Source organism: Pseudomonas gingeri (genome assembly GCF_013385425.1).
Lineage (GTDB): Bacteria > Pseudomonadota > Gammaproteobacteria > Pseudomonadales > Pseudomonadaceae > Aquipseudomonas > Aquipseudomonas gingeri_D.
This window is the reverse complement of the sequence record NZ_JACAQA010000002.1, coordinates 72,502-93,680: the sequence shown is the minus strand read 5'-3', so window position 1 is coordinate 93,680 and position 21,179 is coordinate 72,502. Positions and strand designations below refer to the sequence as shown.

Here is a 21,179-nt window from a genome sequence, read left to right as displayed (position 1 = left end):
TTGATGCGGTGAAGAGAATCCTGGCAGCCCCTGGGGCTTGAACCGGTTACTGTGCCGGACACGCAACTATCCCGAGGCTCACGAAGAACGCCCTCTCGATGTGAAGAAAGGAGCACGGTCTCGTTCACGGCCAAGGAGTATTGAGTCCGGACCCAATACTAGTTGGCTATCGCGTTGAGTTTCAAGTCGCCAGCTATGCTCCTGTATGACCGTCATTGAGTACGAGCGAGGCCTGCCATGCACGCTGTCAAAACTGCCCTCGTGTTGGCTGGAGGTGGGAGCCTCGGCGCGGTCCAGGTGGGCATGCTCAAGGCCCTGGTAGAGGCCCGGGTGAACTTTGACCTGGTGATCGGCGCGTCGGTCGGTGCCATCAACGGCGCCTACTTTGCCGCACGGCCCACCGCGCAGGGGGTGGCGGAGCTGGCGGACTTCTGGCGCAGTTTGCGCAAGGGCGATGTGTTTCCCCTGTCGTTACTCGATACCCTGGGGGCGCTGATCAATCGGCGCGGCTTTCTGTTGCAGGCCACGGCGCTGGAGCGACTGGTCAAGCGAGCGTTGCCCGTGGCACGGATCGAAGACACGGTCCTGCCACTGCATATCGTCACCACCAACCTGCTGACGGGGGCCGAAGAGCTGTTGTCCAGCGGCAGCGCGGAACAGGCGCTGCTGGCCAGTGCGGCGATCCCGTTGGTATTTCCTTGTGTGAGGGTTGGCGACAAGTTGTTGATCGACGGTGGTGTGGCGAGTAATACACCGATTGCCAGCGCGGTCGACCTGGGGGCCAATCGCATCGTGGTGGTGCCGACGGGCTTCGGCTGCGCCTGCCCACAACCGCCGGCCGGCCTGGTGGCCCTGGCGCTGCACACGTTGAACCTGATGAGCATGCGGCAATTGGTGCGGGATATCGAACTCTACGCGCACCGGGCGGGTATTCACGTGGTAGCGCCTTTGTGTCCCTTGGGGATCTCGGTCTTTGACTTCAGCCAGACCGACGCCCTGTTGCAGCGTGCCTATGAACAAACCTGCATCTGGATCGAGGAGGGCGGGTTGGTTCGTACCGGTGTGCCCGATTCATTGCAGGCCCACACTCACCCCTCGACACACGGGCATTGAGGGGTAACGCCGGTTACGGCTTGAGTCGGTCGCCGCGGTAGACACCCAGGCAGACGCCCACGGCGACCACTACCGGCAGAATCAGCGCCCACAATCCCCAGGCCAGATAGAGCAGGGCGGCGCTGACGCAGCCTGAGGCAAAGGCCAGCAGCGTCGTGCAAATCGGTTTCAGACGTTGTTTGATCACGCTCCGTTGCTGCATGTCCCGCTCGGTCCACAGGGCAAACACATCGACGGCGAACTGGGTGACGTTGCCCGTCATCAGCGTGGTCGGCGGTGTGCCTTTCATATGCTGGCGGGAAATGGCGTTCTGAATCGCCATGGCGGTGACCCCGGTCATGCCGGTGATCAGCGCCGTCGTGCTGTCGCCGTCGATGAAGGGGCCCCAGAAAATCGCCAGGAAAGCGAAGGCGGCCAGTATCAGCGTATGGGTCACCAGCAGCAGGCGCAGCGGCGTCAGCCCCCGACGATGGATGGCCACCGCGGCCAGGTGCGTCAGCCCCACCACCAGCACGAATACCGGTAGCGCGATCAGCTTGGGCAGTGCGCCGGAGGTGCCATGGACAATGCTCACCCCCAGGGTGACGAAGTTGCCGGTGACGTGGGCGGTGAACAGCCCTTGCAAGGCGAGGAAACCCAGGGTGTCGACGAAGCCGCCGTTGAAGCTGAGGGCCGGTCCTACGCTGGGGTGCAAGGGGGATTCCATGGCATGTCCTCTCTGGTTCTGGCGTCGGGGGCACCGGATGGAGTCAGACGGTAACTCGCCGCTTGTCGTTGATCAAGGTCGGACGGTTGAAACCTTGGATGGAAAATTTCATGGTGAAAGTCGCGTATGAAGTGCCTGGCGTTATAAAAATTCGCTACGCTCGAACACCTCAGCGGACTTCCCAAGGATGTGGTGCATGCGCGTACTTCAGAGCAATCCCCAGGACGATTTTCGGGTCAAGGCCTACGCCGGGACCAGTGGCGTGTTGCTGGCCATCGACCTGGCCGAATCGCGGCGGGCCGGCCTGCTCGGTTTTGCCATCGAACGCCAGGAAGGCAGCGCGCCCTGGGAGTTCCTGTTCAACAGCCTGACGTTCCCCGGCAAGGAACACACCTTCCCCCAGTACCACGCGACCCCGAGCAATCTGGCACCTTTGCAGAAATTCCGTTGGGCCGACTACAACGTCGAGCCCGGCAGCACCTGCAACTACCGGGTGCACCTGGCCTACGGCACGCCTGATGCGCCGCAACTGGGCGAATCGCTGGCGGTGACGGTGACCACCGACAATGGCCTGCCCAAGGGCCAGCGGGTGATCTTCAACCGTGCGGTGGCGGCCAGCCAGGGCTTCGAACGCAAATTTCCGGATCTGGACAAACTGATCACCACCCAGAAAAACCTGCCCATCGAAGCCTGGCCCGATGCGGCGCGCCTGTGGTTGGAAAACGGCCTGCTGGAAGAGTTGCTGGGTTTTATTGCCCGTGCAACGGATGTGCAGTGGGGCCTGGATATCGCCATCTACGAGTATCAGTTGAAAGCGATAGTCGATGCGGTGAACGCGGCGCAGCAGCGCGGTGTGCGGATTCGCGTGCTCTACCACGCCAAGGTCGGTGATGAGGACACCACCCTGAACGAGCAGAGCCTGGCGCCGATTCCGGCCGAGAGCAAACGGGGTCGGGTCACCAGCAATATCTTCCATGACAAGTTCATCGTGCTCAGTCAGCGCGACGCCGGTGGCGAGTACCGGCCTGAAGCCGTGCTCTGTGGCAGCACCAACTTCACCGCCAATGGTGTCTATCGTCAGGCCAACGTGGTGCATGTGCTTGACGACGTCCGCCTGGCCACCGAGTACACCCAGGTCTTCGAGGAGATCTGGGCGGCGCCGGCGGATGTGGCGGCGACCCGCAAGTGGATCACCCAGAACAATCCCATGGACCCGAGCCAGCCGCTGTTCGCCGGGTTTTCCCCGCGTACCGGACAGGGCGATCTGAAGGAGTTCGTGCAGATCATTACGGCGGCGCAGAAGGATGTGCTGTTCGCCACGGCCTTTGCCTTGCCCCAGGAAATCCTCGACGCCTTGCTCGGCAAGCCCCACGACGATGTGCTGCGTTTCGGCTTGCAGAACACCGCCAGCAGCATCTCCGGGATTCATGCCGATCGGACGGATGATTTCGTGGCCACGGCGCTGCTCAATACCGGCCTGGAGGGCTGGATCAAGGAGGGGCTCCTTGGCCAGAAGGGCAACCTGCTGGTGCATACCAAGGCCATCGTCACTGACTTCACCACCGACGCGCCGACCATTATCAGTGGCAGCCACAACCTCAGCGTCGGCGCCAGCGATGGCAATGACGAGAACTACCTGGTGATTCGTGGCGATACCGATCTGGCGGATCGTTATGGCCTGGAGATCCTGCGCTTTTATGAGCACTACCGGTTTCGCTATTACGCGAAGAAGCTGGAGCTCAAGCAGGTCCAGCCGCTGTCGCCGGACAACAGCTGGAGCGATGGGTATTACAAGGATGGCGATTTGAAGATGCTGTCTCGGTTGCGGTTTGCCGGGCGCTAACGGGATCAGGCGCTCAGGTTCTTCATCGCCGCGCGATACTGCTTTGTCCTTCGACCGATAAACAACCGATCCAGCACCAGCGCCCACACCGCCGAAACCTCGGGGTGAGGGCGCTTGCCCTTGCTCAGGCGCTGCAGTTGGAACTTGACCACCGCCATGTTCGCCAAGGCCGCCAGCGGCTTTTTCTTCCAGTGGATCGGTGGCAATTGCGGATGGCTGTCGCGGCCTTCGCGCCAGTGTCGGGGCAGGTGCGGTTCCACGGCCAACGCAGTGCCGATACCGGCCATGGCGATGCCGCTGTCCAGCACCTGTTCGACGATGGGCAAGCGCCGAATGCCACCGGTGACCATCACCGGCATTTTCGCCACCTTCGCCAACTCGCCGGCCATTTCCATGAAGTAGGCCTCCCGCGCCAGGGTGCGACCGTCCCGTGCTTCGCCCTGCATGGCCGGAGCCTCATAGCTACCGCCTGAAAGCTCGACCAGATCCACCGGCAAGTCGTTCAGCCATTCGATCACCTGGCGGGCATCGTCAGCGTCGAAGCCGCCGCGCTGGAAGTCCGCCGAGTTGAGTTTGATCGCCACGCAAAAGTCCTGCGAAACCACGGCCTTTATCGCCTTGACCACCGACAGCAACAAACGGGCGCGATTTTCCAGCGAGCCGCCCCAACGGTCTTTGCGCTGGTTGCTCAGCGGTGAGAGGAACTGGCTGATCAAGTAGCCGTGGGCCGCATGGATCTCTACACCGGTGAATCCCGCTTGCTCGGCGAGACGGGCGCTGTTGGCGAAACGCCCGATCACCTCTTCGATATCCGCTTCGCTCATGGGACGAGGTTCGGCGAACATCTTCGAGAAGCCGCCCAGGTCCAGCGCTACCGCCGATGGCGCCCAGGCGGTCTGGCCGAGATTGGCCATGGTCTGGCGTCCGGGATGGTTGATCTGCATCCAGAATTGCGCGCCCTTGGCCCGGCCAATGGCGGCCCAATGGCGGAATTTTTCCAGGTGTTTTTCATCTTCCAGCACCACACCGCCCGGGCCGGTCATGGCGCGACGGTCGATCATCACGTTGCCCGTCAGCAGCAAACCCGGTTCACCGTCGGCCCAGGCGCGGTAGAGTTCCATCAACTGAGCGGAAGGCGCGTTATCCAGGTCAGCCATGTTCTCTTCCATGGCGGCCTTGGCGATGCGATTCGGGATCTGTACGCCGTTGGGCAGGAGCAGTGCTTGAAAGGGGGACATGCTTGACTCCGGGGTAGTGGGGAGTTCAGGCTAAGCTTAAACCTAACTTTAATGTCAAGCGTCCATTCGAGGCCTCTTATGAAGATCGGTGAACTGGCCCTACGCAGTGGCCTGGCGGCGTCGAAGATCAGGTTTTACGAAGCCCAGGGGTTGATTCGCAAGGTACAGCGCCAGGCCAACGGCTACCGTGAGTATCCGGCCGAGGTGTTGCAGACATTGTCGATCATCCAGTGCGCACAGCAGGCGGGTTTCAGTCTCGAGGAACTACGGGCGTTGGTGCCGGTGGCCGAGACCGGGGGCTTGGGCCATGAGGTCATGGTTGACAGCCTGGAGCGCAAGATCGATCAGATCGAAGCCATGCAGGCGCGCCTGGCCCATAGCAAAATGCAGTTGTTGGGGATCGTCAATAGCATCCGCAACCGACCCGATGGGGTCAGTTGCACGGAAAACACCGAGCGGGTATTGGCGTCGATCCAGTCCCCGCAACCACGGCTACCACTGTAAGGGCTTCTAAATTGGGCGGCTGAATAATTTCAGTGCCCGTACGACGAGCCCCGTACGGATTTATTCCCTGGCCAATGAATAAGAGCGGCTGGCGGGCAGCGGATGGCGCATCAAACTGCCCACCACCAACGCCCCTGACAACGCCAGCAAGCCCGCGACCCAGAGCACCGTGGCAAAGCCCCCGACGAAGGCTGCGCGAGCCAGAGGCTGGACCACCTGGCGTGCGGACTCCGGCAGCGTTGCCATGGCCGCCGGCATATCACCGGCGACCACCCGCGAGGCAATCGCCCGGGCCTGATCGAGCCAGGGCGCGGCCTGGGCGGCGAGGCTGGCCTGGAGCAATTGCTCGGTATGGCTGGCGAGCAGGGCACCGAACACACCGATGGTCAGCATGATCGCGCTGAAGCGCATGGTGGTGCTCATCCCCGAGGCCATGCCGGCCCGTTCCCGGGGTACGCAGGCCATGATGTTTTTCTGGGTGTCGCCGTTGAGCAGTCCGGCGCCGGCACCGGTCACGGTAATCGCCAGGGCAAATGGCAGGTAGTTGCCACTGCCGACCGCCCAGGCACTGAGCAGGTTGCCGCAACCGACCAGGGTCAGGCCGCTCGCCATCATTGTCGCCGGGGCGAACCGTGAGGCCAGTCGAATACCGATACGCGGGCAGATCAGCATGGCCAGGGCGAAGGGCAACATGCCCAGGCCCGAAGCCACGGCGGAAAAGCCCAGGCCGTTTTGCAGGTAGAACGGCAGCAGGGTCATCATCACCTGGGCGCAACCGGCATAGGCGAACATCCCCAGCAGGGCACCGATAAAGCGCGGGTGGCGGAACAGTTGCAGGTCGACCATCGGCCGTTGTTGCACCCGTTCGACGAACACGAACAGGCCCAGCAGCGCAGCGCCGCCCAGCAGCCGGGTGTAGGTCAGCGGGCTGTTCCAACCGATGCGATTGGCTTCGATCAAGCCCCAGATCAGGCACAGCAAGGCGCCGCTGAAGGCCAGGCTGCCCCAGGGATCCAGGCGCGCCGCCTGGCTGTCCCGGGACTCCGGCACGGCGTGGCGGACCATCGCCATCAGCAGCAGGCCCACCGGCAGGTTTAGGTAGAAAATCCAGCGCCAGCCCAGGTACTGGGTAATCAGCCCGCCGAGGGTTGGCGCGGCGGTCATGGCGACTCCCATGCAGGCACCCCAGAAGGCCCAGGCCTTGGCCCGCTCGGCCTCGTCGTGAAAGACGTGGCCGATGGAGGCGAGGGCGGAGGTCAGCAACAGCGCGGCACCGACGCCCTTGATGGCGCGGGCGATATCGAGGAACAGGCTGTCGGGTGCGGCGCCACAGCCCAGTGATGCGAGGATGAACAGGGTCAGGCCCCAGAGCAGGGTTTTGCGTCGGCCGAAGCGGTCGGCGATGCTCCCCGCCGGCAGCAGCAGGGCGGCGAAGGCCAGCATGTAGGCACTGACCACCCACTCGATATCGGCGAAGTTTGCCCCCAGGTCGCGGGCAATGCTAGGCAGGGTGACGGCGACGATATTGGTATCGAGGACAATCAGCGAGCAGACGCCGGAGGCGGTCAGCAGTGTCAAGCGTGGGCTGACCCGGCTCATGGCTGGGCCTGCGACGGCAGGGCGGCGATGGCGGCCAGGGCGATTTCATCGTCATGGGCCGGGGTGTCGGCGCTGATGCCGATGGCGCCGATCACCTGGCCTTCGAGGCGAATCGGCTGTGCCCCTTTCATCATCACCAGGCCGGCGCTGAGGGCGGCCTGGCGTCCGCCGTTGACGGCGTTTTCCAGATCGCCCGACGGCCGTTTGAACAGCGCCGACGTTCGGGCCTTGCCTTCGGCCAGTTGAATACCGGCCACTACGGGGGCGCCGTTCATGCGTTCGCCGAGGACCGGCCAGCCGCCGTCATCGACCACCACAATTGCGCAGGGCCAGCCTTTTGCCGTGGCTGCCTGCTCGGCGGCCTCGAGCAGCGTACGGGCCAGCCCCAGGTCAAGGATTGCCTTGTGGGCAATGGCGGGTGATGAGTCGGCTGTTGCCACCAACGGCAGGCTCAAGCAGGCAAAAACAAGGGAATAAGGGATTTGACGCGCATGGTACAAGCTCTCTACTGTGGCGGTAGAAGCAGCTTATCGCGGCTCGGACCTGGCTTTGTTAGGTGGGCTTCGGTACTTCATTACCTTTGAGCTAATGCCTGTATGGAAATTCGTCATTTCCGCTATTTCCTGGCGGTGGCCCGGCAACGCAATTTCACCCGGGCGGCCGAGCAGCTGGATATCGCACCGCCGACCCTGAGTCGACAGATCCAGGATATGGAGGTCGCTCTCGGCACCCGGCTGTTTTTGCGTGGGCAGCGCGAGGTCACCCTCACCGAAGCCGGTGCGGCACTGCTGCCGGAAGCCGAAGCAACGGTGCGCCAGTTCGAGTTTGCCCAGCGCAATGCGCAGCGGGCCGGACGCGGTGAAGTCGGGCATATCGAACTCGGTTATGTAGCCTCGGCGGTGTATTCCGGGGTGCTGCAGCGCCAGGTCAAGGCCTTCGGCCGGGAGTTCGCCGAGGTCAGCCTTACGGTGCGCGAAAGCCCGATGGCGGTGCTGCCTGGGTTGATCGCCGAGGGACGTTTCGATATCGGTTATGTGCGCTCGCCGATGTCCTTGCCCGAGGGCGTGGATGCGGTGCGCCTGAACGCCGAAGGGTTTGTGCTGGCCGTGGCGGACGATGCCTGGTTGTGCCGTCTGAAACAGATCGGCACCGAACATTTGCAGAATGAAACCTTCATTCTCCCGGAGCAGATCAGCGGCACCCTGCAGGTCGCCGCCCAGGGTGGTTATGCGCCGAAGCTGGGGCCGCAGCCCGGCGGGCTGGTGGCGGTGATCGCGGCGGTGTCCCTGGGGCAGGGCGTGGCGGTGGTGCCCGAATCGGTGGTCGGCCATGTGAACCTGCCGAATGTGGTGTATCGACCGATCCACGGCTGCGAGGCAAGTTCCTGGTTGTCGCTGATTTATCGACGTTTTGAAAAGGCCCCGGCGGTGGCGCGTTATATCGAGCGGGTCAAACGTGAATCTCCGGGAGAGAGGGCTTGATCAGGCCTGGACCGGAGCGACTTACGCCTGATCGGCTATCATCGATTAGGCGACCAGCACGTCAAATAGTGTTGGGCCGGTCGAGCCTGCGCATAATCGATACAGCATGCCGTTGGTCGGTCTTCCCTGGGCGCTGACCTATACGTCGGGCAGGTCCTCCTGAATAATGGCCAGTAGCCAATATTCCACCGTGCACTCGCAGGGAAGCAGGTACAATCCGCCGTTTTTTCACCGAGTTCGGGCATTGCCCGGTTCGATGTTTCAGAGATTCGTCATGCTCATTGGTAGCTATTCCTCCGCGCTGGTCTTCATGTCCCTTTGTGTGGCGATCCTGGCCTCTTATACCGCGCTGGATCTGGCCGGGCGCATTGCCACGGCCAGCGGACGGGCGGTGTACCTGTGGATGGCCGGCGGTGCCATGGCCATGGGCGTGGGGGTATGGTCCATGCACTTTATCGGCATGCTCGCGTTCAAGCTGCCGATTGCCTTGGCCTACGACGGCCCACTGACGTTGCTGTCACTGCTGATTGCGATTCTTTCCAGCGGCTTTGCCCTTTGGCTGGTCAGCCAGCCCAGCCTGCCGGTGGTGCAATTGGCCCTCGGCGCCCTGATCATGGGGGCTGGCATCAGTGCCATGCACTATTGCGGCATGGCGGCACTGCAGATGCAGCCCGGTATCGATTACGACCCGACCCTGTTCGGCGCCTCACTGGTGATTGCCGTGGTGGCCTCGGCGGCGGCCTTGTGGATCGCCTTTCACCTGCGGCGCAGCACACCCTATGTGCGCCTGGCCCGTAGCGGTGCGTCGGTTGTCATGGGGTTGGCGATTGTCGGCATGCACTACACCGGCATGGCGGCCGCCAACTTCAGCCAGGGCAGTTTCTGTGGCGCGGTGGGCAGCGGGTTGTCCGGTAAGGGGCTGGACAATCTGGTGTTGGTCACCAGCCTGGCGGTGCTGTCCATCGCCCTGTTGACCTCGCTGCTCGATGCCCGACTCGAAGCCCGGACCGCCATGCTGGCCAATTCGCTGAGTCAGGCGAACCAGGAACTCATCCATTTGGCGCTGCATGACACCCTGACCGGCTTGCCGAACCGTGTGCTGCTGGCGGACCGGATCGACCAGGCGATGCACAAGGCCACGGACGAAGGCGGTTGCTTTGCGCTGATGTTTATCGATCTGGACGGCTTCAAGCCGGTCAACGATGCGTTCGGCCACCACATGGGCGATCAGTTGCTGCGCGAAGTCGCCCTGCGCCTGCGCGAAGATCTGCGCGGCCAGGACACCCTGGCGCGCATCGGTGGTGATGAGTTCGTGTTGCTGGTGCAGTTGGCCGAGCCGGACGATGCGCTGCAAGTGGCGTCGCGTCAGGTCGGCCTGATCTCCCGGCCGTTCCGGGTGGGCGACCACGACCTGCTGATCTCCGCGAGCCTCGGCATCGTGCTGTTCCCGGGCAACGGTCAGACCGCCGAAGAATTGCTGATGAACGCCGACGCGGCGATGTATCACGCCAAGGGGGCGGGCAAAAACGGCCACAGCTTCTTCGACGCATCGATGAACAGCAACGCCCGCAAGCAGTTGCAACTCTTGCAGGACCTGCGCCAGGCCTTGGAACAGCAACAGTTCCGTCTTTTTTACCAACCCAAGTTCGACGCCCTGAAGGGCACACCGATCGGCGCCGAGGCTCTGTTGCGCTGGGAGCACCCCGAGGAAGGGTTGTTGCTGCCGGACAAGTTCATCGCCCTGGCGGAAAAGACCGGCCTGATCATCCCCATCGGCGACTGGGTACTGAACGAAGCGTGTCGGCAAATGCACCTGTGGTATGAACAGGGCTACCAGCACTGGCGTATCGCGGTGAATCTCTCGGCCCTGCAGTTTTGCCATGCGGGCCTGGTCGACAGCGTGGCCAGCGCCCTGGCCCGGCATCAGTTGCCGGCCAACAGCCTGACCCTGGAGATCACCGAAACCACGGCCATGAGTGACGCCGATGCGAGTATGGAAGTGTTGCAGAAACTTTCGGACATGGGCGTGGACCTGTCCATCGACGATTTCGGCACCGGCTATTCGAGCCTGATGTACCTCAAGCGCCTGCCGGCCAACGAGTTGAAGATCGACCGTGGTTTTGTCCGCGACCTGGAGCATGACTCCGACGATGCGGCGATCGTTTCGGCGATTGTCGCCCTGGGCCAGGCGCTGGGGTTACGGATCGTCGCCGAAGGGGTGGAAACCGATATGCAGCAGAGTTTCCTGACCCGTCTGGGGTGCGACTCCCTGCAAGGCTACTTGCTGGGGCACCCCTTGCCGGCGGAGAAATTCATGGCTGATATCGGCCGGCTCGAACGTCAGGCTGCAAGCTAGGCCTCGGCACCACCCAGGCTTTCACCGCTCTTGCTGCGCATCATGACCGCGGCCAGGCCCGCACCCAGCGCGGCAAACACCGCGCCCACCAGAAAGGCGCTCTGATAGCCGTCGTTGAGGGCCGAGAGTGCCGACACTCCTGTTGCCAGATGCGATTCGGTACGCGCCGCGGCCAGGCTGGCCAGTGCCGCCAATCCCAGTGCGCCACCCATCATGAAAGCGGTATTGACCACGCCGGAAGCCAGCCCCGACTCGGACGGCGCGACGTCATTCATCGCCGCCAGCAGCAACGGATTGAAGGCAATGCCCGCGCCCAGGCCGAGCAACAGCATGCCCGGGAGAATGTTGGGCAGGAAGTGGCCGTTGACCGGCGCCTGGGCGAACAGCAGCAGCCCCAGGGCCGCCAGCGCCAGCCCGACCGCCAGGGGCAGGCGAATGCCGAAACGCATCACCAGCCTGGCCGAGATACCCAGGGAAAAGACCGCCATGATCAGGTTCGCGGGCAGGAACGCCAGTCCCACCTCCCAGGGCGTGTAGCCCAGCACCAACTGCATGTACAGCGCCGACAGGAAGAACCAGGCAAACATCGCGGCGGCCCAGAGCACGCCGATGATATTGGCGATGGCCAGGTTGCGCAGGCGGAACAGGCGCAAGGGCATCAGCGGGACTTTTATGCGGGTCTCGATGACCAGGAAGGCCAGCAGCAGGCCGACGGCAATCAGCAGTTGCGCGACGGTGCGCAGTGATGTCCAGCCCATTTCATTGCCATTGACGATGGCGTAGACCGCCAGCATCAGCGAGGCGGTCACGCTGAGTGCGCCGGCCACATCGAGGTCGCGGGACGGGTGCTGGTTGAGGGTTTTCGAGAGCAGGCGCAGGGACAGTGCGATCACCACCACGCCGATCGGCAGGTTGACCAGGAAGATCCAGTGCCAGCTCAAGGTGCTGGTGAGCACGCCGCCGAGCAGGGCGCCCAGGCTACCGCCACCGGCACAGACAAAACCGTAGACGCCCATGGCCTTGGCCCGGTCGGCCGGTTCGCTGAACAGGTCCATGATCAGCGACAGGGCCACGGCGGTCACCACGGCGGCGGCCAGGCCTTGAAAGGCCCGGGCCCAGATCAGCGTTTCCTGGTTGTGGGCCAGGCCACAGGCCAGCGAGGCGAGGGTGAAGAAGCCGATACCGAGCAGGAACAGGCGTCGATGGCCATAGAGATCACCCAGGCGACCGCCCAGCAGTAGAAAGCCGCCGAAGGTCAGCATATAGGCGTTTACCACCCAGGCCAGGGAGGTTTGCGTGAAGTGCAGATCGGTCTGGATCGACGGCAGCGCGACGTTAACGATGGTGGTGTCGAGCACGATCATCAGTACCCCGAGGCACAGGACGATCAAGGCGAGCCAGCGGTGGTCCGACTCGGCTGCGGGGGAGGCAGGTGCTGTCATGAGGGGATCTCTCGTGTGAGGGCCGGCGAGTTTAGGTCGCGGGTCGCGCCGGGCTCAATAGAGAGAGTGTAGGGAGGTTGTTAAGGGTTCAGGGATCGGAAAGTGGATGTTGAAGGCCGTACCGCCCAGTGCGTCTGATGAAAAGTCCGCCTGCCCATGCTCGGCAGATCCAGGAAGCGTCGGTCGCACAGCAGTGTCTGGCTGAAGGTCTGGTTACCGAGCAGGGCACCTTATATGGAAAAAATAAGTGTCTGGTTTTATGTTTTTGTATTGCTGGGCCTTGTTGTTAGATGCGGAATGATTTAGGAGATTTTAATTTTTTCGGGAGTTACATGGGATCTTATTCTTCATGTAGATATTTCCTACGCGCTGCTGTGGTTTTTTCCATTGTGAACATAACAACCAACTTCTAAGCTTGTTTGGTGATTAGGAAAAATCGCGTTTTCTTGTGGGTTTGTAATACTGTGTTGTTGGATATTCGGATTTTTTATTGATTAATTTTATGTAGGCCAAGGATGACCTGTCCGAGCGTATTGCAGTCTTATTGTTTCGAGTTGGCGAGTGTTCCGGTTTTCGTCGATAACTTTGCCGGCGATGACGTGCGCTTTTCCGGTGAATACGAAAGTCTTGAGCGGGAATTGGGCAAGGCTCTTTCCCCTTATGCCACGGACGGAGTGGATTGGCACAAGGTCAAGGTCGAAAGCGAGGTGATCCTGCGTCATCACTCCAAGGATCTGCGGGTCGCTTGCTGGATGACCTGGGCGCTCTATAAGCAGGCGGCGTTCCCCGGCTTGCTGGCCGGGCTGGAGTTGGTCGGCCACCTGTGTGAATACCACTGGCCAGTGCTGCACCCGCTCAAGCCGCGTACCCGCTCGGCGGCTATCGGCTGGCTGATCGCGCAAATCGAAAAGGCGCTGGAAGGTGAATGCCGGGAGGTCGAGCAGGCGTCCGTTCTTACCGCGCTGGCGGCGCGCCTCAATGAGCTGGACAAACTGCTGGATGAGCGGCTGGCCGGTGAAGCTCCGCAGATCAGTTCGATTGCACGGCGCCTGTCGGGCTGGGCCAATCGCCCATCGGCTCGCCGGTCCGAGTCGTCCCAGGCAACGGGCATGAATGCCCAGGCGCCCTCGGCTGCTTCCGGTTCATCCACCCATGGCGTTCGCATTGATGGTGAGAAGGAGGCGCAGAAAAGCCTGCGTCTGCAACAGGAGTTGGCCCGTCCGTTGTGTGCCTGGTGGCTACGCCAGAAAGCGGCGACGGCCAAGGCACTGGGCTTGAGTCGGACGCTGCTCTGGCTGCCCATCGAACGGCTGCCGGAGCATGATGGCGAGCAGGTCACGGCATTGAGGGCGCCACCGCTGGATACGCTGAGGATCTACGCCGAGGCCTTGGCACGCGGTGACCATGAGGCGTTGTTGCCCAAATTGGAAGCCACGCTGGCCGGGGCGCCATTCTGGTTCGATGGTCTGCGTATGCTCTGGGAGTGCCTTCAGGCCTTGAGTCTGAGCCAGGCGGTGCGGGAGTTGGAGTTGCATTTCGCGCTGTTTCTCGAACGGCTTCCCGGCATCGCCGAACTGCGTTTCCACGATGGTGCGCCGTTTGCGGATGGCGCGACAAGAGGCTGGATCAGCAGCCGTGTTTTATTGCATCTACGACCGGCTGTAGCGCCGAGTGCCCGCGATGGAGTGCCGGTCGATGCGGCCTGGGAGCAGGCGCTGCAGGACGTTCAGCCGGTATTGCTCAAGGATGGCTTCAAGTCCGCGGTCCAGTTACTGACGAAGGGCATGCAAGCGGCCCGTGGGCAGCGCGCCGTTTTTTTCTGGCAACTGGCGCTGGTCAAGTTGTGCTTTCAGGCCAGGCAGTACGAGTTGGCCAGGTTGAAACTCGATGCCCTCGATCAACAGCTACAGGCGTCGGGATTGCAGACTTGGGAGCCGGATCTGGCCGCGGAAGTATTGCATCTGCTGTATCAGTGTTTTGAAGCACTGCCTGAAACCACCGACACGCAAGAAGACAGGGCGCGTGCGTATCGCCGTCTTTGTCATCTGAATCTTGACGCGGTCATTATCTAAAATGGAAAAGAGAGTAGCCCATGGCCCGAGAATCTTCTCAACCCTTGAAGGAACGTATCAATATTACATTCAAGCCAGCGCAGAGCGGCGCCGTGGAGGATGTGGAACTTCCCTTGAAACTTCTGGTGGTCGGCGATTTTGTCCAGCGTCCGGATGAACGCAAAGTTGAGGACCGAAAGCCCATCAGCATCGACAAGAACAGTTTTGACGATGTCATGGAAAAACAACAACTGCGCCTTCAGTTTAATGTACGCAACGTACTCAAGGACAACCAACCGGCTGCGGAACTGGCGATCGATCTGAGCGTGCGCGGCATGAAGGATTTTGGCCCGGCCCATCTAGTCGAGCAGATTCCCGAGCTCAAGGAGCTGATGGCCCTGCGCGAGGCATTGGTTGCCCTCAAGGGGCCACTGGGTAATGCGCCAGCGTTCAGGCGCGCGATAGAAGGTGTGCTTGCCGATGGACAGTTGCGCGACCGGGCACTGATTGAACTCGGCCTGGACCCTTCGCCCGCCGAACCCAACTGATAACAAGGAAGCCATTGTGACCACTAACGATACCCTACAGCAGCACCGTGAGCTGACCTCGGACTATGGCGTGCTCGATTGCATCATCGCCGAGACGAAACTGACTCCCGAGGACGACGCCTACGAGGTGGCCAAGCGCGGCATATCCGCCTTTGTCGAGGAGTTGCTCAAACCACAGAACAGCGGCGAGCCGGTCAAAAAGGCCCTGGTCGATCGCATGATTGCGCAGATCGACATGAAGCTCAGCCGGCAGATGGATGAAATCCTGCACCATGAGCAATTCCAGTCCCTGGAGTCGTCCTGGCGTGGCCTGCACCTGCTGGTGGACCGGACCAACTTCCGTGAAAACATCAAGATCGAGCTGATGAATGTCTCCAAGCAGGATCTGCTGGAGGACTTCGAAGACTCTCCGGAAGTGACCCAGTCGGGTCTCTACAAGCATGTCTATACGGCGGAGTACGGCCAGTTCGGCGGTGAGCCGGTCGGAGCGATCATCGGCAACTATGCGTTTTCGCCCAGCGCACCCGATGTGCGAACGATGCAGTATGTCGCCAGCGTGGCGTCCATGGCCCATGCGCCGTTCATTGCCGCTGCCGGCCCACGTTTCTTCGGCCTGGAGAGCTTTACCGGGCTGCCCGACATAAAGGATCTGCGGGATCACTTCGAGGGACCGCAGTTCGCCAAATGGCAGAGCTTCCGGCAGCAGGAAGATGCGCGTCACCTGGCCCTGACACTGCCACGGTTTCTGCTACGCAGCCCTTACGATCCGGAAAACAATCCGGTGAAGACCTTTGTCTACAAGGAAAACGTCAGTGGCGATCACGAGCATTACCTATGGGGCAATACCGCCTACGCCTTTGCCACCCGGCTGACCGACAGTTTTGCCCGGTACCGCTGGTGTCCGAACATCATCGGGCCGCAAAGCGGCGGGGCGGTGGAGGACCTGCCTCTGCACCATTTTGAAAGCATGGGTGAAATCGAGACCAAGATTCCTACCGAGATCCTGGTGTCGGACCGCCGAGAGTACGAATTGGCCGAGCAGGGTTTCATTTCATTGGCGATGCGCAAGGGTAGCGACAACGCCGCGTTCTTTTCGGCCAACTCCGTTCAGCAGCCGAAGTTCTTCGGCAACAGCGAAGAGGGCAAGGATGCCGAACTGGACTACAAGCTCGGTGCACAGCTGCCTTATCTGTTTATCGTCAACCGCCTGGCGCATTACCTGAAGGTCCTGCAGCGCGAGCAACTGGGTTCCTGGAAAGAACGCACCGACCTGGAGCTGGAACTGAACAAATGGATACGCCAGTACGTCGCCGATCAGGACAACCCCAGTGCGGAAGTCCGCGGACGACGGCCCTTGCGGGCAGTCAACATCGCGGTCAGCGATGTCGAGGGCGAGCCGGGTTGGTACCGGATCGGCTTGAGCGTTCGACCGCACTTCAAGTACATGGGGGCCGACTTCACGTTGTCCCTGGTCGGCAAGCTCGATAAAGACCAACCGGTCTAAGGCCATGGCTTACGGCAGTCTGTTCGAACGGTTGAGTGGCCAGGCCTTGCATCGCCAGGGCTGGAGCCTGGAACGCGCGGTCAATGCGTCGGTGGCCAGCCACTTGACGCGGATGCTGGGCAGTCGGCGAGGCAGCGTCCAGGCGCTGCCGGATTATGGCCTTCCGGATATCAACGATATGCGCTTGAGCCAGTACGACGTCCTGGTCGAAACCGCCCGGGCCATAGGCCAATTCATAGAAACCTATGAGCCGCGACTTTCTGCCGTTTCGGTCGTGCCCGGTTCTTCTGCGCCGGGCTCGCTGAGGCTGTCTTTCAGCATCGAGGGAATGCTCGAAGTGGGCAATCTGAAACACAGGGTCCGTTTTCTGGCGGTACTGGATGAGCGCTGCGAAGTGACCGTCAAAGCGGATGAGGAGTGAGCTGTGTCGTCGTTCAATCGATATTACCAGAGTGAGTTGAGTGCCCTGCGCACGCTCGGTCGGCGCTTTTCCGAGCGTAATCCGGCCCTGGCGCCTTTTCTGGGGGAGAGTGGCAGTGATCCGGATGTCGAGCGTTTGTTCGAAGGGTTCGCGTTTCTGACCGGGCGCTTGCGCGAACGGTTGGATGACGAACTGCCGGAACTGACGCACTCACTCATGCAACTGTTATGGCCCAACTATATGCGGCCATTGCCGGCCTTCAGTGTGCTCGAGTTCGATCCGTCGCCGTTGGCCGCGCCGGCGCTGGAGGTACCTCGTCATTCGTCGGTCGAGAGCCGTGGTATCGACGGCGTGCGTTGCCGTTTTCGCACCTGCTATTCCACTGAGGTGCTGCCACTTGTCTTGAATGCCTTGAGCTATTCGACAAAGGGTGATCGGAGCCTGTTGAGCCTGCAATTGAACATGACGGGCGAAGGCCACCTGGGGCAGCTGGAACTCAAACGCTTGCGTCTGCACCTGGCGGGTGAGCGTTATATCAGCCAGATGCTCTATCTCAATTTTTCACGTCATCTGCAAGGCATCAGTGTCGTATTACTGGGCCGTGATGGGCAGGTACTGTTGGACAACGGGGGAATGTCGCAGTCGTTTTCCCTGCCGGCCCAATCGATGTCACCCGTGGGTTTCGCCGAAGACGAAGCCTTGATTCCGTACCCGCTCAACACCTTCCGCGGTTATCGCCTGTTGCAGGAGTATTTCTCCTTCAAGGAGAAGTTCCTGTTTGTCGATCTGCTCGGGCTGGAGGCCTTGAAGCAGTTCCCGGACGATGTCCTGGCCAACGTGCGTGGGTTGGAGGTTCGTTTCACGATCAAGGCGGCTGATGAGACGCGGGAGTTGCGGCCCACGCTTGAGAACATCAAGTTGTACTGCACACCCATTGTCAACTTGTTCCCGCACGATGGGTTGCCCCTGCAACTGGATGGCAAGCAGGACGAGTACCTGTTGCTGCCGACCGAGTACGAGGCCGGTCAGTGCGGTGTGTATTCGGTGGATCGCATGACCGGGTGGCGCGCGGGAGGCTTGGGTTATCGTGATTTTGTGCCTTTCGAATCCTTCGAGCACGATAGCCATTGCGGCCCGGGGCAGTCGGTCGCGCATTACACCCTGCGTCAGCGCCCTTCGTTGGCACACGACGGTCTGGACACTTATGTGCGCTTTAACAGCGAGGGTGTGTTACTGGCCGAGACGCTCTCCACTGAACTCACCTGCACCAATCAGAATCTGCCCCAGCGTCTTTCAGTGGGCGATATCTGTCATGCCGGCAGCGGTCTTCCGGAGTCCTTGAGTTTTCGCAATATCACCCCGGCCAGCCGCTTTTATCCGCCGCCCCTGGGGCAGGGCATGCTCTGGAAACTCATCAGCAACATGTCACTGAATTACTTGTCGTTGGCCAATATCACGGCACTGCGCAAGGTGCTCGAGACCTATGACTTTGCCAGCCACCACGACACGCGGCTGCAGGAGGTCAGCCAGCAGCGCCTCGCCGGTCTCAAATCCATCCGCCATCAAGCGACCGATCGACTTTATGGCGGTCTTCCCCTGCGAGGCCTGCGCACGGAGTTGGCGATGGACCCGCAACACTTTGGCGGAGAAGGCGACCTGTTCCTGTTTGCCACGGTGCTCAACGAGTTTTTCGCACTGTATGTCGGGCTTAATTCATTTCATGAGTTGCACGTTCTCAGTGCCAAGGGAGAGGTTTATAAATGGACGCCACGTTTGGGGCAACAACCGCTGTTTTGAATGCGTTGACCTGTACGATTCGAGAATACACGCTGTTTCAAGCCGTCCGGGTGGTGATTACCAGATTACGTGAAGCCTACCCCGATCTGGATGAAGACAGCCTGTACGAGAAACTTGAATTTCAGGCCAACCCAAGTTTTGCTTTTCCCGGCAGTGACGTTGACAAGGTCACGTTCTTTGAAGAGGCCGGTTCGTTACGTGCGTGTTTGCGTTTCAACCTGATGGCGTTGTCTGGTGCCAGTTCTCCATTGCCGATGTTTTATGCCGAACAGGTACTTCAGGAAACAGAAACCGGACAGGCAACCCGAGCTTTCCTGGATGTCTTTCATCACCGTCTTCAACGGCTGATATTACCCGTCTGGCAAAAGTATCGTTATTACAAGCGTTTTCGCCATGGCGCCACGGATCCGCTGTCCGAACAACTTTATGCCCTGGCGGGCCTGGGGGGAGAGGATATTCGCCAGGCCGAGGAGCTGGATTGGAAGCGCCTGCTGCCCTATCTGGGGCTGCTGAGCCAGCGGGCCCATTGCGCGGCGTTGATCGAGGCAGTGCTGCGTTACTACTTCAACCGGGTTGAAATAACCATAGAGCAGTGTGTCGAGCGAACGCTGATGATTGTGCCGGATCAACGGAACCGCTTGAGTCTTGCCAACAGTTCATTGGGACATGACCTGGTGTTGGGAACCTGTGTATCGGACTGCAGTGGAAAGTTTCGTGTCCATATCAGAAACCTGGATTGGCTGGGTTTTCATGAGTTTCTTCCCGGTGGTTCCAACCATCCGATATTGAATGCGTTGGTGCGTTTTACCCTGCGTGATCCACTGAACTTCGATGTGCGTCTGGTGTTACGCGAGACGCAGCGGCGAGATTTGCATCTGGGTGCGGAAAACAGCTGTCGCCTGGGCTGGTCCAGTTGGCTGGAACCGGAAAAATCCGACGGCACGGTCACGGTTGATCACACCTTTTATTGAGCATGGCAACTATGTTGATTAACGAGGCTAGGGCTCTGGTGGCCAAACTGGCTCAGCTGGCGCGTGCAGAAGATAGCGTCTCGCTATTGCAAGAATTCGTTTGCATGGCGGGCCAGCTGAGTGTCTGCGAGTTATGCCAGTTGTACTGGCTGGACGAGCAGGACTCGACCCTGCATCTGAGTCATGAATATATACCGCAGTTCAAGAGCAGCTCGCTCGCCAGGTCTTTTCAATCTCAGGCCGTGCCGCCGTTGCTACGTTATGTCCTTGAACAAGGTCGATCGCTGTATCTGGCCGACCTTGACGACAGGCTCCATGACACCGGCTTTCTACCGGGAAGTGAACAGCCCTGGCGCTCATTGCTATGCATTGCGTTGCCTGGGCACAAGCAGGGTGTGCTGGTTTGCGCGAGCGCCCGGCGCATCGATCCGACCGGCCTTGAGGAAGCGCTGGGTGCGCTGGGGACGCTGGTATTGGCCCAGCTGCCACTGTTGAAATCTGCTCCACCTACTACGGCTCGTCTGCCTGTGCAGGGTACCGAGCGCTTCGGGATGATCGGCTCCAGCGCGGTCATGCAGCGAACCTGGCGGTTGATCGGCAAGGTACTGGACAACAATTTCACGGTCCTGCTGGGCGGTGAGACGGGCACTGGGAAGGAACTGGTGGCGCGTGCGATCCATGAGCATGGTGTTCGACGTAGCCGTGCCTTCGTCGTGCAGAACTGCGCCGCGGTTCCTGAGAATCTGCTGGAAAGCGAGCTGTTCGGTTTTCGCAAGGGGGCTTTTACCGGGGCTGATCGGGATCGCCGCGGCCTCTTTGACCTGGCCGATGGCGGGACCTTGTTGCTCGATGAGATCGGCGACCTGGCGTTGCCACTACAAGCCAAGCTGTTACGCGTATTGCAGGAAGGTGAAATCCGTCCCCTGGGCTGCAATGACAGCCATCGTGTGGATGTCCGGATTCTCGCGGCAACCCATCACGACCTTTCCGCGTTGGTGGCCAGCGGGCGCTTTCGCGAAGATCTCTACTACCGCCTGGCACAGTTTCCCATCGAGCTGCCGCCCTTGCGTGAGCGCGAAGGTGACATCCAGCTACTGGCTCGACACTTTGCGCAAAGCACCTGCCAGCGCCTGCTACGAGCGCCGCTGCAATGGTCGCACGGGGCTATCGAGCAACTCTGTGCCTATGGTTTTCCCGGCAATGTTCGCGAGCTCAAGGCGCTGGTGGAGCGTGCCGTTCTGTTGTGCGAGGGCGATGTCCTGCTGGCCGGGCATTTTGCCTTGCATCCCGGGCGTTCTGCCCCTGGCCGCAAAAGCCTGCGCGACCGGATGGATCAGATAGAGCGAAATCTGTTGTTGACGGCCCTTCGTGAGAACGGCGGCAACAAATCCCAGGTGGCCCGTGAGTTGGAGCTGCCTCGTCGCACCCTGTTGTATCGCATGGCGCGTTTGAACATCGATCTTGCCCAGTGTGCGAGTTGAGCGGTTCTGCCTGCGTATTCGTTTTTGTTAGTGGAGAAAACAATGTCTGTTCGCCGTTGGTTATCGAGTGTGTGTCTGTTGCTGGTGATCGCTGTGCTTTGGAGTTGCAGCGGCAACTACAGAT

At 60.8% G+C, this 21,179-nt stretch carries 16 protein-coding genes and 1 pseudogene; 12 read left to right on the top strand and 5 right to left on the bottom strand.

Annotated elements, in window-relative coordinates; all coding sequences use genetic code 11:
• The first annotated feature begins 237 nt into the window (after positions 1 to 237).
• The gene (locus tag HX830_RS00940) at positions 238 to 1,113 is read left to right on the top strand and encodes a patatin-like phospholipase family protein (protein WP_177098682.1); all 876 of its coding nucleotides are present in this window, start codon (positions 238 to 240) and stop codon (positions 1,111 to 1,113) included.
• Between the two features lie 13 nt (positions 1,114 to 1,126).
• Here the strand turns inward: HX830_RS00940 and HX830_RS00935 are convergent, their stop codons facing one another.
• Entirely contained in the window at positions 1,127 to 1,819 is a 693-nt protein-coding gene (locus HX830_RS00935) for a YoaK family protein (protein ID WP_103497011.1), read from the bottom strand.
• Between the two features lie 196 nt (positions 1,820 to 2,015).
• Here HX830_RS00935 and HX830_RS00930 point away from each other — a divergent pair, with 196 nt between their 5' ends.
• Positions 2,016 to 3,662: a phospholipase D-like domain-containing protein gene (locus tag HX830_RS00930; protein ID WP_177098681.1), complete on the top strand. Its 1,647-nt coding sequence runs from the start codon at positions 2,016 to 2,018 to the stop codon at positions 3,660 to 3,662.
• A gap of 5 nt (positions 3,663 to 3,667) precedes the next feature.
• Here the strand turns inward: HX830_RS00930 and HX830_RS00925 are convergent, their stop codons facing one another.
• Positions 3,668 to 4,900, bottom strand: a complete 1,233-nt coding sequence (locus HX830_RS00925) for an NADH:flavin oxidoreductase/NADH oxidase family protein (RefSeq protein WP_177098680.1) — start codon at positions 4,898 to 4,900, stop codon at positions 3,668 to 3,670.
• A gap of 78 nt (positions 4,901 to 4,978) precedes the next feature.
• Here HX830_RS00925 and HX830_RS00920 point away from each other — a divergent pair, with 78 nt between their 5' ends.
• Complete coding sequence (locus tag HX830_RS00920) at positions 4,979 to 5,404, top strand: MerR family transcriptional regulator (protein ID WP_103497014.1); 426 nt, start codon at positions 4,979 to 4,981, stop codon at positions 5,402 to 5,404.
• A 60-nt stretch (positions 5,405 to 5,464) separates the two neighbouring features.
• Here the strand turns inward: HX830_RS00920 and HX830_RS00915 are convergent, their stop codons facing one another.
• Positions 5,465 to 7,003: an MFS transporter gene (locus HX830_RS00915; protein WP_177098679.1), complete on the bottom strand. Its 1,539-nt coding sequence runs from the start codon at positions 7,001 to 7,003 to the stop codon at positions 5,465 to 5,467.
• Positions 7,000 to 7,496: pseudogene (locus HX830_RS00910) on the bottom strand (GlcG/HbpS family heme-binding protein). The gene HX830_RS00915 and the pseudogene HX830_RS00910 overlap by 4 nt, the downstream one beginning before the upstream one ends.
• 103 nt (positions 7,497 to 7,599) lie before the next feature.
• Between HX830_RS00910 and HX830_RS00905 the strand changes: the two are divergent.
• Positions 7,600 to 8,484 (top strand): LysR family transcriptional regulator, encoded by an 885-nt coding sequence (locus tag HX830_RS00905; protein WP_103499630.1) that lies wholly within the window; start codon positions 7,600 to 7,602, stop codon positions 8,482 to 8,484.
• Between the two features lie 274 nt (positions 8,485 to 8,758).
• Positions 8,759 to 10,840: a putative bifunctional diguanylate cyclase/phosphodiesterase gene (locus HX830_RS00900; protein ID WP_177098678.1), complete on the top strand. Its 2,082-nt coding sequence runs from the start codon at positions 8,759 to 8,761 to the stop codon at positions 10,838 to 10,840.
• Here the strand turns inward: HX830_RS00900 and HX830_RS00895 are convergent.
• The gene (locus HX830_RS00895; protein WP_177098677.1) at positions 10,837 to 12,282 is read right to left on the bottom strand and encodes a DHA2 family efflux MFS transporter permease subunit; all 1,446 of its coding nucleotides are present in this window, start codon (positions 12,280 to 12,282) and stop codon (positions 10,837 to 10,839) included. The genes HX830_RS00900 and HX830_RS00895 overlap by 4 nt on opposite strands.
• Before the next feature lie 515 nt (positions 12,283 to 12,797).
• Here HX830_RS00895 and tssA point away from each other — a divergent pair.
• Genes tssA through HX830_RS00860 form a run of 7 tightly spaced genes read left to right on the top strand, consistent with a single transcriptional unit; the run spans position 12,798 to position 21,055 of the window.
• Positions 12,798 to 14,354: a type VI secretion system protein TssA gene (gene tssA, locus HX830_RS00890; protein ID WP_177098676.1), complete on the top strand. Its 1,557-nt coding sequence runs from the start codon at positions 12,798 to 12,800 to the stop codon at positions 14,352 to 14,354.
• Between the two features lie 20 nt (positions 14,355 to 14,374).
• The gene (gene tssB, locus HX830_RS00885; protein ID WP_177098675.1) at positions 14,375 to 14,881 is read left to right on the top strand and encodes a type VI secretion system contractile sheath small subunit; all 507 of its coding nucleotides are present in this window, start codon (positions 14,375 to 14,377) and stop codon (positions 14,879 to 14,881) included.
• Positions 14,882 to 14,933: 52 nt separating this feature from the next.
• Entirely contained in the window at positions 14,934 to 16,385 is a 1,452-nt protein-coding gene (gene tssC / locus HX830_RS00880; RefSeq protein ID WP_177098886.1) for a type VI secretion system contractile sheath large subunit, read from the top strand.
• Positions 16,386 to 16,389: 4 nt separating this feature from the next.
• Positions 16,390 to 16,806: a type VI secretion system baseplate subunit TssE gene (tssE, locus tag HX830_RS00875; protein WP_177098674.1), complete on the top strand. Its 417-nt coding sequence runs from the start codon at positions 16,390 to 16,392 to the stop codon at positions 16,804 to 16,806.
• A 3-nt stretch (positions 16,807 to 16,809) separates the two neighbouring features.
• A complete protein-coding gene (tssF, locus tag HX830_RS00870; RefSeq protein ID WP_177098673.1) occupies positions 16,810 to 18,603 on the top strand; it encodes a type VI secretion system baseplate subunit TssF in 1,794 nt (597 codons plus the stop codon).
• On the top strand, positions 18,567 to 19,574 hold the full coding sequence (gene tssG, locus HX830_RS00865) for a type VI secretion system baseplate subunit TssG (protein ID WP_177098672.1): 1,008 nt from the start codon (positions 18,567 to 18,569) through the stop codon (positions 19,572 to 19,574). The genes tssF and tssG overlap by 37 nt, the downstream gene beginning before the upstream one ends.
• A 2-nt stretch (positions 19,575 to 19,576) precedes the next feature.
• Complete coding sequence (locus HX830_RS00860) at positions 19,577 to 21,055, top strand: sigma-54 interaction domain-containing protein (RefSeq protein WP_177098671.1); 1,479 nt, start codon at positions 19,577 to 19,579, stop codon at positions 21,053 to 21,055.
• Positions 21,056 to 21,179: the final 124 nt, after the last annotated feature.

What these genes read in the sequence shown, in the direction of transcription:
- HX830_RS00935 (WP_103497011.1), bottom strand. Translation starts at nt 1,819, where the DNA reads ATGGAATCCCCCTTGCACCCCAGCGTAGGACCGGCCCTCAGCTTCAAC.
- HX830_RS00930 (WP_177098681.1), top strand. Translation starts at nt 2,016, where the DNA reads ATGCGCGTACTTCAGAGCAATCCCCAGGACGATTTTCGGGTCAAGGCC.
- HX830_RS00860 (WP_177098671.1), top strand. Translation starts at nt 19,577, where the DNA reads ATGGCAACTATGTTGATTAACGAGGCTAGGGCTCTGGTGGCCAAACTG.
- HX830_RS00900 (WP_177098678.1), top strand. Translation starts at nt 8,759, where the DNA reads ATGCTCATTGGTAGCTATTCCTCCGCGCTGGTCTTCATGTCCCTTTGT.
- HX830_RS00915 (WP_177098679.1), bottom strand. Translation starts at nt 7,003, where the DNA reads ATGAGCCGGGTCAGCCCACGCTTGACACTGCTGACCGCCTCCGGCGTC.
- tssA (WP_177098676.1), top strand. Translation starts at nt 12,798, where the DNA reads ATGACCTGTCCGAGCGTATTGCAGTCTTATTGTTTCGAGTTGGCGAGT.
- tssB (WP_177098675.1), top strand. Translation starts at nt 14,375, where the DNA reads ATGGCCCGAGAATCTTCTCAACCCTTGAAGGAACGTATCAATATTACA.
- HX830_RS00925 (WP_177098680.1), bottom strand. Translation starts at nt 4,900, where the DNA reads ATGTCCCCCTTTCAAGCACTGCTCCTGCCCAACGGCGTACAGATCCCG.
- tssG (WP_177098672.1), top strand. Translation starts at nt 18,567, where the DNA reads ATGGACGCCACGTTTGGGGCAACAACCGCTGTTTTGAATGCGTTGACC.
- HX830_RS00905 (WP_103499630.1), top strand. Translation starts at nt 7,600, where the DNA reads ATGGAAATTCGTCATTTCCGCTATTTCCTGGCGGTGGCCCGGCAACGC.
- HX830_RS00895 (WP_177098677.1), bottom strand. Translation starts at nt 12,282, where the DNA reads ATGACAGCACCTGCCTCCCCCGCAGCCGAGTCGGACCACCGCTGGCTC.
- HX830_RS00920 (WP_103497014.1), top strand. Translation starts at nt 4,979, where the DNA reads ATGAAGATCGGTGAACTGGCCCTACGCAGTGGCCTGGCGGCGTCGAAG.
- HX830_RS00940 (WP_177098682.1), top strand. Translation starts at nt 238, where the DNA reads ATGCACGCTGTCAAAACTGCCCTCGTGTTGGCTGGAGGTGGGAGCCTC.
- tssE (WP_177098674.1), top strand. Translation starts at nt 16,390, where the DNA reads ATGGCTTACGGCAGTCTGTTCGAACGGTTGAGTGGCCAGGCCTTGCAT.